The organism is Variovorax sp. S12S4, assembly GCF_023195515.1.
GTDB lineage: Bacteria > Pseudomonadota > Gammaproteobacteria > Burkholderiales > Burkholderiaceae_C > Variovorax.
On sequence record NZ_JALPKR020000002.1, the window covers coordinates 5,208,291 to 5,221,063 of the forward strand.

The 12,773-nt window shown below is 66.6% G+C and carries 12 protein-coding genes and 1 riboswitch; of the genes, 7 read left to right on the plus strand and 5 right to left on the minus strand.

The window, feature by feature from the left end; translation table 11 throughout:
- Positions 1-3 precede the first annotated feature (3 nt).
- The 3 genes from M0765_RS25540 to M0765_RS25550 are packed head-to-tail and all read right to left on the minus strand — an operon-like array spanning position 4 to position 3,438.
- A complete protein-coding gene (locus M0765_RS25540; RefSeq protein WP_258508460.1) occupies positions 4-870 on the minus strand; it encodes an ABC transporter substrate-binding protein in 867 nt (288 codons plus the stop codon).
- A gap of 2 nt (positions 871-872) precedes the next feature.
- Entirely contained in the window at positions 873-1,457 is a 585-nt protein-coding gene (gene cobU / locus M0765_RS25545; RefSeq protein ID WP_258506805.1) for a bifunctional adenosylcobinamide kinase/adenosylcobinamide-phosphate guanylyltransferase, read from the minus strand.
- Between the two features lie 37 nt (positions 1,458-1,494).
- Positions 1,495-3,438, minus strand: a complete 1,944-nt coding sequence (locus M0765_RS25550; protein WP_258506806.1) for a TonB-dependent receptor domain-containing protein — start codon at positions 3,436-3,438, stop codon at positions 1,495-1,497.
- A 93-nt stretch (positions 3,439-3,531) separates the two neighbouring features.
- Positions 3,532-3,779: riboswitch (cobalamin riboswitch) on the minus strand.
- 163 nt (positions 3,780-3,942) lie between these two features.
- On the opposite strand from M0765_RS25550, the gene M0765_RS25555 reads away from it, so the two are divergent.
- The 4 genes from M0765_RS25555 (at position 3,943) to M0765_RS25570 (ending at position 6,143) form a co-directional block, all read left to right on the plus strand.
- The gene (locus M0765_RS25555) at positions 3,943-4,167 is read left to right on the plus strand and encodes a DUF904 domain-containing protein (RefSeq protein WP_093023459.1); all 225 of its coding nucleotides are present in this window, start codon (positions 3,943-3,945) and stop codon (positions 4,165-4,167) included.
- On the plus strand, positions 4,164-4,508 hold the full coding sequence (locus M0765_RS25560; protein WP_258506807.1) for a cell division protein ZapA: 345 nt from the start codon (positions 4,164-4,166) through the stop codon (positions 4,506-4,508). Before M0765_RS25555 ends, M0765_RS25560 begins: the two co-directional genes overlap by 4 nt.
- A 282-nt stretch (positions 4,509-4,790) precedes the next feature.
- Positions 4,791-5,612 (plus strand): sulfite exporter TauE/SafE family protein, encoded by an 822-nt coding sequence (locus M0765_RS25565; protein WP_258506808.1) that lies wholly within the window; start codon positions 4,791-4,793, stop codon positions 5,610-5,612.
- Positions 5,613-5,717: 105 nt separating this feature from the next.
- A complete protein-coding gene (locus M0765_RS25570) occupies positions 5,718-6,143 on the plus strand; it encodes a universal stress protein (RefSeq protein WP_126749671.1) in 426 nt (141 codons plus the stop codon).
- A 31-nt stretch (positions 6,144-6,174) separates the two neighbouring features.
- Here M0765_RS25570 and M0765_RS25575 read toward each other — a convergent pair whose 3' ends face one another.
- Positions 6,175-7,137 carry an AraC-like ligand-binding domain-containing protein gene (locus tag M0765_RS25575; protein WP_258506810.1) on the minus strand — a complete coding sequence of 321 codons (963 nt, stop codon included), beginning with the start codon at positions 7,135-7,137 and terminating at the stop codon, positions 6,175-6,177.
- A gap of 179 nt (positions 7,138-7,316) precedes the next feature.
- Between M0765_RS25575 and M0765_RS25580 the strand changes: the two genes are divergently transcribed.
- The 3 genes from M0765_RS25580 (at position 7,317) to M0765_RS25590 (ending at position 11,229) form a co-directional block, all read left to right on the plus strand.
- Entirely contained in the window at positions 7,317-8,363 is a 1,047-nt protein-coding gene (locus tag M0765_RS25580) for a carbon-nitrogen hydrolase family protein (protein WP_258506811.1), read from the plus strand.
- Between the two features lie 18 nt (positions 8,364-8,381).
- Complete coding sequence (locus tag M0765_RS25585; protein ID WP_258506812.1) at positions 8,382-9,443, plus strand: phenylacetaldoxime dehydratase family protein; 1,062 nt, start codon at positions 8,382-8,384, stop codon at positions 9,441-9,443.
- 73 nt (positions 9,444-9,516) lie between these two features.
- A complete protein-coding gene (locus tag M0765_RS25590) occupies positions 9,517-11,229 on the plus strand; it encodes a serine hydrolase (RefSeq protein WP_258506814.1) in 1,713 nt (570 codons plus the stop codon).
- Here the strand turns inward: M0765_RS25590 and M0765_RS25595 are convergent.
- The gene (locus M0765_RS25595; protein WP_258506815.1) at positions 11,226-12,761 is read right to left on the minus strand and encodes a malonate--CoA ligase; all 1,536 of its coding nucleotides are present in this window, start codon (positions 12,759-12,761) and stop codon (positions 11,226-11,228) included. The two genes, M0765_RS25590 and M0765_RS25595, sit on opposite strands and share 4 nt — an antisense overlap.
- Between the last annotated feature and the right edge of the window lie 12 nt (positions 12,762-12,773).

The following is a 12,773-nucleotide window of genomic DNA, read 5'->3' on the forward strand; positions in this document are numbered from 1 at the left end:
TTTTCAGCCGGACTTTTCCGTCAGGCAGCGTGCCATCAAGCGTGCCGCCTCGTCCATGCGCGGGCCGGGGCGCACGAGCACGTCGGACTCGTCGGCGCTGAAGCGGCAGATGCGGCCTTCGCGCACCGCACGGATCCCGCCCCAACCCGGGCGCTGCTCCAGCCCCTGCGCGCTGCGCACGCTGACCATGATGAGGTCAGGATTGGCGCGCACCACGTATTCGGGGTTGAGCTTGGGAAACGGCCCGAGCGACGCCGGCACGATGTTCTTCGCGCCCAGCCGCGTAAGCGTTTCGCCGATGAACGACGACTCGCCGGCCGCAAACGGCGCGCTGTTGACCTCGAAGTACACGCGCAGGCCCTTCGCGCGGTCGGGGAGCGACTGTGCCGCCGCCGAGACACTGGCATCGATCACGCGCCACACGTTCGGCGCCTCGCGGGTGCCAAGCACCTGGTCTAGCTTGCCGAGCACGCGCTGCACGTCGGCATGGCTCTTGGGTTCGAGCACCACCACCTTGAGGCCCAGCGCTTCGAGCCGCTGCGTCACGCGGGACGACTTGGCAAGCAGCACCGCGTCGGGCCGCAGCGCCACGATGGCCTCGACATTGGGGTCGAGCCCTCCGCCCAATTGCGGCAACGCGCGCACCGCACTCGGCGAGTTGGAATAGTTGTCGACACCCACCAGCCGCGAGCAGGCGCCGAGCGCGCAAACGCCTTCGGTCAACGACGGCAGCAGCGTGACGATGCGCTGCGGCGGCTGCGGCAGGCTCACGGTAACGCCGCGCTCGTCCGTTACTTCAAGAGCGTGCGCGGCCAGCGACAGAACACCAAGGCCGAATACTGCGGAAAAAAATCGAATCCAGTGCTTCATCTTCATGCGGCAGGCGCCTTCAAGGTCAACGGCAGACCGGCCGCCATCAGCGTCACGCGATGGCATGCGGCCGCCACCTCCTGGTTCATGCGGCCGAGCGTATCGACGAAGGCACGCGTCTCCCGGCCAAGCGGAATCACGCCCAGGCCGATTTCGTTGCCGACCAATACCACCGGCCCGCGCGCCTCGCGCAGCGCGATGAGCAGCATGGCGACGTGCGCCGGGGGCGTGCGAGTGGCGGGCTTGGCGGCCTCGGAGCGCAGCGGCATCAGCAGGTTGGTGAGCCAAAGCGTGAGGCAATCGACCACCACCAGCGTTTCGGGCGCGCTCTCGGAAACAATGGCGCGCGCCAGTTCGACCGGTTCTTCCACAGTACGCATGGCCGGCACGCGCCGGGCGCGGTCCGCCTGGTGGCGCGCGATGCGCTCGCGCATCTCGTCGTCGAACGCCTGCGCGGTGGCGATGAGCACGGCGCGCCGCGCAGCGGGCGCCTCGGCCAGCCAGTCGGTGGCGCGCTGCTCGGCGCGGCGCGACTTGCCGCTTTTCTGGCCCCCGAGGATGAATTCATGCGCAATGGTCGTGGGCATCTTTCTTCCTTTCGGGGTTGCCGTCGGCAAAGCCTGATTAATGCGGCGTCCACTTCAGGCCGATGTAGGCATTGCGGCCGCCGGTGGCGTAGCCGCGTGCCAGCGTGTAGTCCTTGTCGCCCACATTGTCGACGCGCGCCACCAGGCCGATGTCGCGCGTGATCTGCGTGCTGGCCACGAGGTTCAGCACGGTGTAGCCGCTCAGCGTGCGGGTGTTGGCGGCATCGTCGAAGCGCTTGCTCGACGATTGCACCTCGGCGCCCAGCGTCCAGCCGGCAACGCGCCAGTCGGCACCCAGCGTGCCGTGGCGGCGCGCGCGGCGTGCGAGCAGGTTGTCGGTTTCCAGGTCGCGCGGATCCTGGAAGTCCACTGATGCGCGCAGCGTCACGTCGCCGATGCGGTGGCCGCCCGAAAGCGTGATGCCCCGGTAGCGCGCACGCGCCGTGCTGGCGTAGCAGCCAAAGCCGGAATCGCAATTCGTGGCCCCGCCGTCGAACACGATCAGGTCGTTGACGCGGTTCTGGTACACGACGATGCCCGCATGCGTGCCGCCGTCGGCGTACTGCAAGCCAAGCTCGACATTGCGGCTCGACTCCGGCTTGAGGGTCGGCGTGCCGTATTCGCTGAAGCGCTGGTACAGCGTGGGTGCGCGGAATGCGGTTCCGGCCGACACGGTGGCGCGCAGCTTCGGCGTGATGGCGTAGCCGTAGGCGGCGCTGCCGGTGGTCTTGCCGCCGAATTCGCTGTCGTCGTCATGCCGCACATGCAGCTGGAGCGAATGCGCCCCCTGCACAAAACCGTAGCCCAGCGAAACCGCGTCCTGCGAGCGCTTGCGCGACAGCAGGCCGGTGAAGGTGGTGGGTGCGTTCTCGAGCGCGTCTTCACGGCGCTCGAGGGTGGCCGTCACCAGGTGCGGGCCGAAGCGCAATTCGTTCTGGAACAGGTAGCCGCGAAGGTTGGTCTCGGTGCGGTAGAACGAAGGCTGCGTCTTGTAGACCGATTGCGAATCGGTCACCTGCACGCGCGTGCTGTAGATGTCGTTCCACTTGGCGGACCACGAAAGCCCCGCCGTGCGCAGCGTGTTCTGCGAAACGTCGTTGGTAAACCGGATCGGCGGCCGCGTCCTGGTGCTCACCGGCGAGTCGTAGCCCGCTTCGGTGTCGCTGTAGAGCAGCGTGGCCTCGAGCCGCTGGGCCGGGTTGATCTGGTAGCCGAGCCGCAGGTTGCCCGAGTCGTTGCGGTATGCATCGCGGTCGGGGTCTGTCAGGCCGTCTCTCGAGGGCGTGCGCTTTTCGATCGGCAGCGCATTGAAGCCCTTGCTCTCTTCATGCGCAACACCCAGCGAATAGTCGAACGCGCCCGACTTCCCGCTCACGCCCGCTTCGGCCTTGCGAAGGCCATGGCTGCCGAAGCCCACGCCCGCGTAGGGCGCCACGCCCTCTTCGCCGCGGCGGGTAAAGAGTTGGACCACGCCGCCCACGGCGTCGGAGCCGTACACCGCCGCAGCGGGGCCGCGCAGCACTTCGATGCGGTCGATCTGCGCAAGGGGAATGCCCTCCCAGCCGGCGCCGCCGGTCGATTGCGAATCGATGCGCACCCCGTCGATGTACACGGCGGTGAAGCGCGTGTCTGCGCCGCGGACGAACAGGCTGGTGGTACTGCCCAGGCCGCCGTTGCGCGTCATCTCGATGCCGGGCAGGCGCGCCAGCACGTCGGCCACGCCCACGGCGCCGCTGCGCTCGATGGTCTGGCGGTCGATGATGGACACGTCGCCCACCAGGTCGGACAGGGCTTGCGGCGTACGGTTGGCCGTGACCACGGTCTCGCCCAGCGCGCGCGCCTCTTGCTGGGCGTGCGCTGCCGAGGGCAGCTGGATCAGCGCCAGGCCGCCGAAAGCGGAGGCCAGTGCGAACGGCAGGCAGGCAAGGCGGCGACGGCGCGCGGGAACACGGCCGAGGGAAAGGGAAACGCAGGAAATCATGAATGGACCGAACGAACGTCTATGCCCGTCGCCGGCCTCCCCGCCAGCGTTTGGGCGCAATGGCTGCTTCATGCACGCGAATCGATCGCGCATGCGGCAGCCGCCTCGTTGGCCGGTATCCGGGCTGGCAGTACGACCTCACCGCCTTCCCAGGCGCCTGTTTCAGGGCGCCCAGTGGCTTGATGGATAAGGTTGACGCGCGTGGCGTCGACTGCTTGACCGTTGCGGGGGCAGCGCAGGCGGCTTCGGCCTTGTCCCGTTTCCGGGGGGCGTTCACTCCTGCTTCCCGTTGAACCGCGGCGTGTGAACCACGACGCAGGCACCAACGGGCGGGATTCTAGGGCCTCTCGCAGGCGCAGTAAGCCAAAAGTTGCGCAGACTGTTGTCCGCATCGCATCGGAAAGTTTGGAAAGAGCAAGGTGCAGGCCGCAGAATCCGTCCCGGTCCCACGCGGCGTTCGGCGCCACGGGGGACCGCCTCCCTGGGAAACTACAATCGCCAACCATGCCCGCTTCCAGCCCCATCGACCAGATCGCCGAGCGTGTGGAACGCCTGCTCGTGCGTCATGAAGAGGTGCAGCGCACCAATGCGCTGCTGCAGGAGCAGGTCGAAGCGCTCACGCGCGAGCGCGATGCGCTGAAGTCGCGGCTCGCCGCGGCCCGCACCCGCCTCGACGCCCTGCTCGAGCGGCTGCCGGCCGAACCACCTTCCGAAGATTCCCCCGCATGAAGCAGATTGAAGTTCAGATCATGGGCCAGAGCTATCTGCTCGGCTGCCCCGAGGGCGGCGAAGCCCAACTGCGCGAGGCCGTCGACCGGGTGGACGCGGCCATGTGCAAGATCCGCGATGCGGGCAAGGTGAAGGCGCGCGACCGCATTGCCGTGCTTGCTTCGCTCAACCTGGCCTTCGACCTGGCCGCCCAGCAGGCGGCCGCGGCAGCCGCACCTGCACCGACGGCCTCCCCGGCAACCGCGGTGCCCGGCGCAGATGCCGGCGAGGACGACGCCAAGGCCGCCCAGCTCATTCAGAAACTCGATCAAGCCCTTGCGGGCGATGACCATTTACTCTGAGGAGAAGCGCCCGGCTCGTCCGAGGCGTAAAATCCGAACTGTCTGCGGTGCGCGTCGGGCTTAATATTTCCTTGTTCCAATGCTCTCCGGAGCCGGGCTTGGTACATCGCTTGGCGGGCGTGATCATCTCGCGTCAGATGAACCCGAAGCCTTGCTGCCCTCGCCCACCTGAACCCTGGTTCAGGATGCGGGTTCGGCGCCCACTTGCAGACACCTTTTTCCGTTCAAACGGCCCCGGCAAGCGCTGCACGGGGCCGTTGCTTTTTTTCAAGGCTCCGCTGCGTGAACTCCCTGCTCGACCCCCTCCTGATCGCCGAATTGGCCGCACTCGGCCTGGGCACCGGTTTTCTGGCGGGCTTGCTCGGCATTGGGGGCGGAATGCTCATGGTGCCGTTCATCACCATCATCATGGGGCACCGCGGAGTGGCCTCCGACCTGGCCGTGAAGATGGCCATTGCCACCTCGATGGCGACGATCATCTTCACTTCGGTGTCGAGCGTGCGGGCGCATCACAAGCGCGGCGCGGTGCGCTGGGACATCGTGCGGCGCTTGGCGCCCGGCATTGTCATCGGCAGCCTGCTGGGCAGCCTGGGCGTGTTCGCGCTGCTCAAGGGCACGGTGCTGGCCATCGTGTTCGCGCTGTTCGTGGGCTTCTCGGCCACGCAGATGTTTCTTGACCGCAAGCCCAAGCCCACGCGGCAGATGCCGGGCACGGTGGGCCAGTTGTCGGCGGGCGGCGCCATCGGCTTCATATCGGGGCTGGTGGGCGCGGGCGGCGGCTTCGTCAGCGTGCCGTTCATGACGTGGTGCAACATCTCCATTCACAACGCGGTAGCCACCAGCGCCGCGCTCGGCTTTCCGATTGCGGTGGCCAACGTGCTGGGCTATGCGGTAAGCGGACAGTCGGTGCAGGGCCTCCCTGAAGGTGCCTTCGGCTACATCTGGCTGCCTGCGCTCGCGGTCATTGCGGTGTGCAGCGTGCTCACCGCTCCGCTCGGCGCCAAGGCCGCCCACAACCTGCCTGTGAAAAAGCTCAAGCGCGTGTTCGCGAGCATCCTGTACCTGCTGGCGGCCTACATGCTCTGGAAGGGGCTGCAGGGCTGAGCCATCGCGCAGCTTCGCACACTGCGCGGCTGTTGAAGTGAAAGCCCCTTGGGTCTCGGGTGAGACCCGTTGCGGCAGGCAAGCGCGGGCCGTATAACCGGCCTCATGAAAATCCTCATCGCAGTCGACGGCAGCGCCTACACGCAAAAGGCGCTCAACTACTTGCTCGCCAACCGCGCCATGTTCGTGGACGGGCATGAGCTGGTCATCGTGCATGTGTGTACCGGCGTCCACGGCCATGTGGCGCGCCACCTGAGCAAACAGGTGGTCGACGACTACTACGCTGAAGAAAGCGCCAAGGTGCTCGACCCCGTGAAGGCATTGCTCGCGCAGAACAACGTGAGCAACTTCACTGTCGACCAGCGCCACGGCCATGCGGCCGAGGAAATCCTCAAGTCGGCAACTGCCGCGCATGCCCAGCTGATTGTGCTGGGCACCCACGGCCACGGCATTTTTGGCCGCGCGTTGATGGGCTCGGTGGCCACCAAGGTCATTTCCGAGACCGACACGTCAGTGCTGCTGGTGCAGTAATCCGGCGAAGGCCGCGCCCTCTTTTTTGTTGTTATTGAACGCGCTGCTGCCGCCACTCGCGCGGCGAGCAGCCGAAGCGTTCGCGGAATGCGCGGCTGAAGTGCGCCGCATCGTTGAAGCCGCGGCCGTAGGCAATGTCGGCGACCGGCCGGCCGGCAAGGCGCGGCTCGAGCAGGTCGCGGCTGCAGGCTTCGAGCCGGCGCTCCCAGATGTACTGTGAAGGCGTGAGCGGCTCGCTCTTGAAGATGCGGTGAATGTGGCTGGCTGAAACGCCTAGCTCCGCCGCAAGGCTTCCTACCGACAGCGACGGGTCCGCCAACTGTTCGTCGATCCGCCGCTTCACGCGGGCCAGGTGGTAGGCCGTGAGATTGCTGAGGCCCGGCGCGCGCGCCGCAGGCAGCGTTTGGAGCCCTGCCACCAGAATGCTCTGCACCCCGTTGGCCACCGCGAGTGCCGACGCCGGCTGCAAGGTGTCGATGTCTTCGCGCAGCGTGCGGATCATGCCCAGCAGCAGGTGTCCCGCACCCTCGCGTCCCGACACGGTGGTGGCCGTCAGTGCTTCGGTGTCGTGCAGTTCGCTGCGAAGGCGTTCGCCAGGCAGCTTGAGCACGATCTGCTCGAACGCGTGGTCGAACAGCAATTCGTAGGGCCGGGTGCTGTCGTACAGCGCAAAGTCGCCCGCCGCCAGCACGGCGTCGCGCCCATCCTGCCGCACCACGCCCTGGCCGCGCGCCTGGATGCTGACCAGGAAATAGTCGTCGCCAGACCGAGAGATGTGCCCCGGCGTGCGCATGACCTTCTGCGGGCCCGACTTGACCACCGACACATCGAGGCTCGGCAGCGTGTGCTGGCGGATGCTGCCTTCGAAATTGCCGGAATCGTCCTTGCGCACCGCATCGCACCCGAGCTGCACGTACACATTGCAGATCATGTCGGTCCAGTAGGCGAGCCGCTGGTCGCGCGGAACGGCATCGGTGCTGAACAACTGGTTCATCGGGGTTCCTCGGATTTCTTGAAAAGCCGGCATGCAACGCTGGAACAAGAACGCCGCAAGTTCGGGTCAAGGGGTTTCGCGGCGGCGAATCTACGCTTGAAGCAACCCGCATGCCACCGCGCAAACCCGGTGCGAGGTGTGCGAAGTTGTTTCACCACCCCCGGTTCTGGAGACCCGCCATGCCCGCCACCGTTCATCCCAAGCTTCGCGTTGCCGCCGTGCAGGCCGCGCCCGTGTTCCTCGATCTCGACGGCACCATCGACAAGACCATCGACCTCATGACCCAGGCGGCCGGCCAGGGCGTGAAGCTCATCGCCTTTCCCGAGACCTGGGTGCCGGGGTACCCCTGGTGGATCTGGCTCGATTCGCCGGCCTGGGGCATGCAGTTCGTGCAGCGCTATCACGACAACGCGCTGGTCGTCGACTCGGGCGAGTTCGACCGCATTCGCGATGCCGCGCGCAAGCACAAGATCTGGGTGTCCCTTGGCTACAGCGAAAAGGCCGCGGGCAGCCTCTACATTGCGCAGGCGCTGATCGACGACCAGGGCAACACCGTGCAGACGCGCCGCAAGCTCAAGCCCACGCACGTGGAGCGCACGGTGTTCGGCGAAGGCGACGGCTCCGACCTTGCAGTGGCCGAAACGGCCATCGGCAACATCGGATCGCTCTCGTGCTGGGAGCACCTGCAGCCGCTCAGCAAATATGCGATGTATGCACAGAACGAGCAGATCCACTGCGGCGCCTGGCCCAGCTTCTCGCTCTACCGCGGCGCGGCCTTCGCCCTCGGTGCCGAGCTCAACAATGCGGCCAGCCAGGTGTACGCGGCGGAGGGCCAATGCTTCGTCGTCGCGCCGTGCGCCACGGTTTCACAGGCGATGAGCGAGCTGATGTGCACCGATGCAGGCAAGCAGCAGTTGCTGCGCGTGGGCGGCGGCTTTGCACGCATCTACGCGCCCGACGGATCCCCGCTCGGCACGCCCCTGGCCGAAGACCAGGAAGGGCTGGTGATTGCGGACATCGACCTTGGAATGATTGCGCTCGCCAAGGCCGCGGCCGACCCGAGCGGCCACTACTCACGGCCCGACGTGACGCAGCTGCTGCTGAACAAGACGCGGCGCGAACCGGTGGTGCTGCAGCGTGCGCCCGAGGTCGAAGGCGGCGCCTTCGAAGCCATCGTCGCCACGCCCGAGCAGGGCGCCGCGGCGCGCCAGCAGTTGGCCGCCTGAACCAGCAGGAGCCACGCCATGGAATCCGCCATTGCAGAGCACCTGAAGTGCCCACGCACGCGCCACCGCCGCGTGGAAGACGACTACGCGCCGCCCTACCCCGTCTGGTCGGCGCGCGCGCCGGCCGCGGTGAGGCAGGTGGTGATGGGTTACTTCGGCGTGCAGTCGCGCGGCGCCGATATGCAAGGGCGAGCTTGCGCTGCGCTGATGAAGATCGCAGCCGGCTTCGCGCTGCCGGACGGCCCGGGCCACCACGACTTCGCACACCATGTCGATGCCGACGGCTACGACAACATGATCGCCATCGCGTACTGGGACGATCCTGCCGCCCATGCACGCTGGTGCTCAGCCCCCGAGGTGGATGCGTGGTGGCGCTCCGAAGAACGGTTGGCGGACGGCCTCGGCTACTTCCGCGAAATGGTGTCACCGCGCGTCGAGCACTTCGAGACCATGTTCAACACGCCGGACCGTCTCGAAGGCGTGGGCGTGGTGATGGGCGGCGTGAGCGGCGAACTGCAGGAGCACGGCTACTGGGGTTCGATGCGCGACCGCATTCCACTCTCGCAGACCGATGCCATGGCACCCTCCGGCACACGCGCCGTGATTGCCGGCACGCCGGCTATCGGGCAGCGCGTGCGCGTCGCCGGCCACGAGAACATCGCGATGATCCGCTCCGGTCAGGAATGGGCCGACACCGCCGGCCAGGAACGCACGCTCTACCTGGAAGAAATGGAACCGGTGCTGCGCGAAGGCATGGAGTTCTTGCGAGACCAGGGGCTGGGCATCGGCTGCTACAGCAACCGCTACATGCGCCATCTCGACGCCAAAGGCACGCCGCTCGAGAAGTCGTTCGGCCTGAGCTTCTGGCGATCGCTCGCCGACATGGAGCGCTGGGCCGAGTCGCACCCCACGCACGTCGCGATCTTCGGCAGCTTCATGCGCTACGTGCAGGCGCTGAACTTCCAGCTGCAGCTGCGCGTGTACCACGAGGTGTCGGTGCTCAAGGCGGACGAACAGAGCTACGAGTACATCAACTGCCACGCCCGCAGCGGTCTTATGAATGGGTTGGCCGCCGCCTAGAAGACCGCACTTCGGGCATTTGCTTTAGGATGCGCGGCCCTATTCAAGCGCAAGCAAAGGCAAGGACCCGATCATGTGGAGCGAACTCGACAGCCTCATCGAAGCCTCGATGCAGGAGTGGAAAGTACCCGGGCTTGCCCTGGCCGTGATCCAGGACGGCGAAATTGCCGTGCTCAAGGGCTACGGCGTGCGCGATACCGAGACGGGCCTGCCCGTGACGGTGGACACGCAATTCCTGCTGTGCTCCATCACCAAGTCGTTCACCGCGGCCGGGCTGGGTTTGCTGGTCGATGAGCGCAAGCTCGAATGGTCACGGCCGGTGCGCGAGGTGCTTCCGGAATTTCGCCTGCACGACCCGGTGGCAACCGAGCGACTGACGGTGCGCGACCTGCTGTGCCACCACAGCGGCTTGCCGCGGCACGACTGGATCCACATGCCCGGTGACCTGAGCAACGCCCAGATGCTGGCCGCACTCAGGCACCTCGCACCGAACAAGGACTTGCGCGACACCTTCCAGTACTCGAACCTCGGCTACCTGGTCGCCGGAATGGTCACCGAGCGCATCAGCGGCCAGAGCTACCAGGACTTCACCACCGAACGCTTGATGAAGCCCCTGGGCTTCAGCCACTTCGGCTTTTCCATCGAGGCGCTTGGCGCCGCCGAAGACGCCGCCCGCCCCCATGCGATGGATGGCGACGAGCGTTACCGCACGCCGCTCTCGCCCATTCGCGCCATGCCGGCAGGCGGCATCAACGCCTCGGTGTCGGACCTGGCGAAATGGGCGCGCTTCCTGCTCGACGGCAAGGTGGATGGCCGCCAGTTGCTTTCGGCCCAGGCGCTGCGCGAGATGACCACGCCGCGCGTGCACATGGGCCGCTCCGAATTCGCCGAAATCGGCGATTCGCACTACGGCCTCGGACTTTTCTGCGAGCAGTACCGGGGCGAGCGCACCATTGCGCATTCGGGCTCCTGGGCCGGCTGGAGCACGCTCATGACCATGCAGCCACAACGCCGCGCGGGCGTGGTGGTGCTGACCAACCGGGCGCCGGGCAGCACCACCGCCATCCTCACCTACGCGGTGCTCGACCGCATCTGCGGCCGCACACCGGTCGACTGGTTCGGCCGCCTGGCGCCGCGGCGCAAACAGGCAGTGGAACAGCTCGGCCTCGACAAGAAAGCCAAGGCGGAAGTCCGCCGAAGCGGCACCCGGCCGAGCCACGCGCTGGAAGACTATGTGGGCGGCTACGAGCATCCGGCGTACGGACGCATCCATATCGAACAGGCTGCCGATGGCCTTGCCTGGCGTTGGCGCGGCTTCGAGGAGCCGCTGGAGCACCGCCACTACGACGTGTTCATCACACCCGACCGGCCGACCGTGATGCACCCCAGCAATCGGACCCTCACCTTCCGCTACGACCGCCAGGGTCGCATCGATCGCGTGGAGCTTCCTCTCGAGGAGATGGTGGACGACATCGTGTTTCGCCGCGTTGCGGCCGGCGACGTGCTGGACCCGGCGTTTCGCCGGCTGTGCGCCGGCGACTACCTGCACAGCGGCCGCACCATCGAGATCAGGCTCGACGCCGAGGGCGAACTCAACATGACCATTCCGGGCCAGCCGACCTACCGGCTGCTTCCGGCCGATGGGCGCAGCTTCAACGTCGACACGCTCGAAGGCTACGGGGTGGAGTTCCGACGGCCTTCGCCCGATGCGGTGGACGCGATGATCTTTCACGAACCGCGCACCACCGCCCTCGCACCGAGAGCGCCGAAGGCTGCGAAAACCTAGGCGAACAGACCCTTGTGCTGCTCCCGCAGCAGCGCCTTCTGTACCTTGCCCATGGTGTTGCGCGGCAGCTCGTTCACGACAAAGCAGCGCTTCGGTATCTTGAAGTTCGCGAGCTTCGACCTGAGCTCCGCCACGATGGCATCGGCGTCCAGCGCGGCGCCCGGCTTGGGAATGACGATGGCCACGCCCACTTCGCCGAAGTCGGGGTGCGGCACGCCGACCACCGCGCTTTCGGCGACGCCGGGCAACTCGTTGATGTAGCCCTCGATCTCGGCTGGATAGACGTTGTAGCCGCCGCTGATGATCAGGTCCTTGCTGCGCCCGACGATGGTGATGTAGCCCCGGCCGTCGATCTTGCCGACGTCGCCCGTCTTGAAGAAGCCGTCGGCGGTGAATTCTTCTTTCGTTTTCTCGGGCATGCGCCAGTAGCCCACGAACACGTTCGGGCCGCTGACCTGGATGTTGCCGATCTCGTCGGTGGTGCAGTCGCGGCCGCTGTCGTCGCGAACGCGCAGCTGAACGCCAGGCAGCGCAAAGCCGACCGTGCCGCCGCGGCGCTCGCCCTGCGCCGGGCTGTAGGGGTTGGAGGTGAGCATCACCGTTTCGCTCATGCCGTAGCGCTCGAGAATGGTGTGGCCGGTGCGCTCGCGCCATTCGTCGAAAGTCTCGATGAGCAGCGGCGCCGACCCGGCCACGAACAGCCGCATATTGCGCACCGCCTCGCGCGTGAGGCCGGGCTCGGCCAGCAGCCGCACGTAGAGCGTGGGCACGCCCATGAACACGGTGGCTTCGGGCAGCTTCTCGACCACGCGCTTGGGGTCGAACCTGGAGAACCAGATCATCTTGCTGCCGTTGAGCAGCGCACCGTGCAACGCAACAAAGAGGCCGTGCACGTGGAAGATGGGCAGCGCGTGGATCAGCACGTCGCCCTTCGTCCAGCCCCAGTAGTCCTTGAGCACTTCGGCATTCGACAGCAGGTTGCCATGCGTGAGCATGGCGCCCTTGCTGCGGCCGGTGGTGCCGCTGGTGTAGAGGATGGCGGCCAGGTCGTCCGCATTCTTGTGGGCCACCACGTGCCGGTCGCTGCACTGCGCGGCAACCTCCAGCAGCGTGCCGGTGCGGTCGTCGTCCAGCGTGAACACGTGCCGTGTGCCCGCGGCATTGGCAATGGGGCCTACCCACGAGGCATTGCGGCTGGTGCACACCACCACGGCGGGCTCGGCATTGCCGATGAAGTATTCGATCTCGGCGCTTTGATAGGCGGTGTTGAGCGGCAGGAACACATAGCCGGCACGCAGCGTGGCGAGATACAGGATCATCGCCTCGACCGACTTCTCGACCTGCACCGCGATGCGGGCGCCTTCCTCGAGGCCCAGCGCATCCAGCAGGTTGGCGATCATCGCGCTCGCGCGGTCGAGATCTCTCCACGAATAGAACAGGCCGTTGTCGGTTTCGACGGCAATGCCGTCGAGGTCGGCAGGAAACGCCGCGCGCAAGGCGGCAAACAGGTTGGGGTTGGCTTTCGTCTTCATCGAGCAGGTACT

Excerpts from the sequence above, each read along its gene's own strand:
- M0765_RS25540 (WP_258508460.1), bottom strand. The coding sequence starts at position 870 with ATGAAGCACTGGATTCGATTTTTTTCCGCAGTATTCGGCCTTGGTGTT.
- M0765_RS25570 (WP_126749671.1), top strand. The coding sequence starts at position 5,718 with ATGAAAATCCTCATCGCAGTCGACGGCAGCGCCTACACGCAAAAGGCG.
- M0765_RS25555 (WP_093023459.1), top strand. The coding sequence starts at position 3,943 with ATGCCCGCTTCCAGCCCCATCGACCAGATCGCCGAGCGTGTGGAACGC.
- M0765_RS25580 (WP_258506811.1), top strand. The coding sequence starts at position 7,317 with ATGCCCGCCACCGTTCATCCCAAGCTTCGCGTTGCCGCCGTGCAGGCC.
- M0765_RS25590 (WP_258506814.1), top strand. The coding sequence starts at position 9,517 with ATGTGGAGCGAACTCGACAGCCTCATCGAAGCCTCGATGCAGGAGTGG.
- M0765_RS25575 (WP_258506810.1), bottom strand. The coding sequence starts at position 7,137 with ATGAACCAGTTGTTCAGCACCGATGCCGTTCCGCGCGACCAGCGGCTC.
- M0765_RS25585 (WP_258506812.1), top strand. The coding sequence starts at position 8,382 with ATGGAATCCGCCATTGCAGAGCACCTGAAGTGCCCACGCACGCGCCAC.
- M0765_RS25550 (WP_258506806.1), bottom strand. The coding sequence starts at position 3,438 with ATGATTTCCTGCGTTTCCCTTTCCCTCGGCCGTGTTCCCGCGCGCCGT.
- M0765_RS25595 (WP_258506815.1), bottom strand. The coding sequence starts at position 12,761 with ATGAAGACGAAAGCCAACCCCAACCTGTTTGCCGCCTTGCGCGCGGCG.
- M0765_RS25560 (WP_258506807.1), top strand. The coding sequence starts at position 4,164 with ATGAAGCAGATTGAAGTTCAGATCATGGGCCAGAGCTATCTGCTCGGC.
- cobU (WP_258506805.1), bottom strand. The coding sequence starts at position 1,457 with ATGCCCACGACCATTGCGCATGAATTCATCCTCGGGGGCCAGAAAAGC.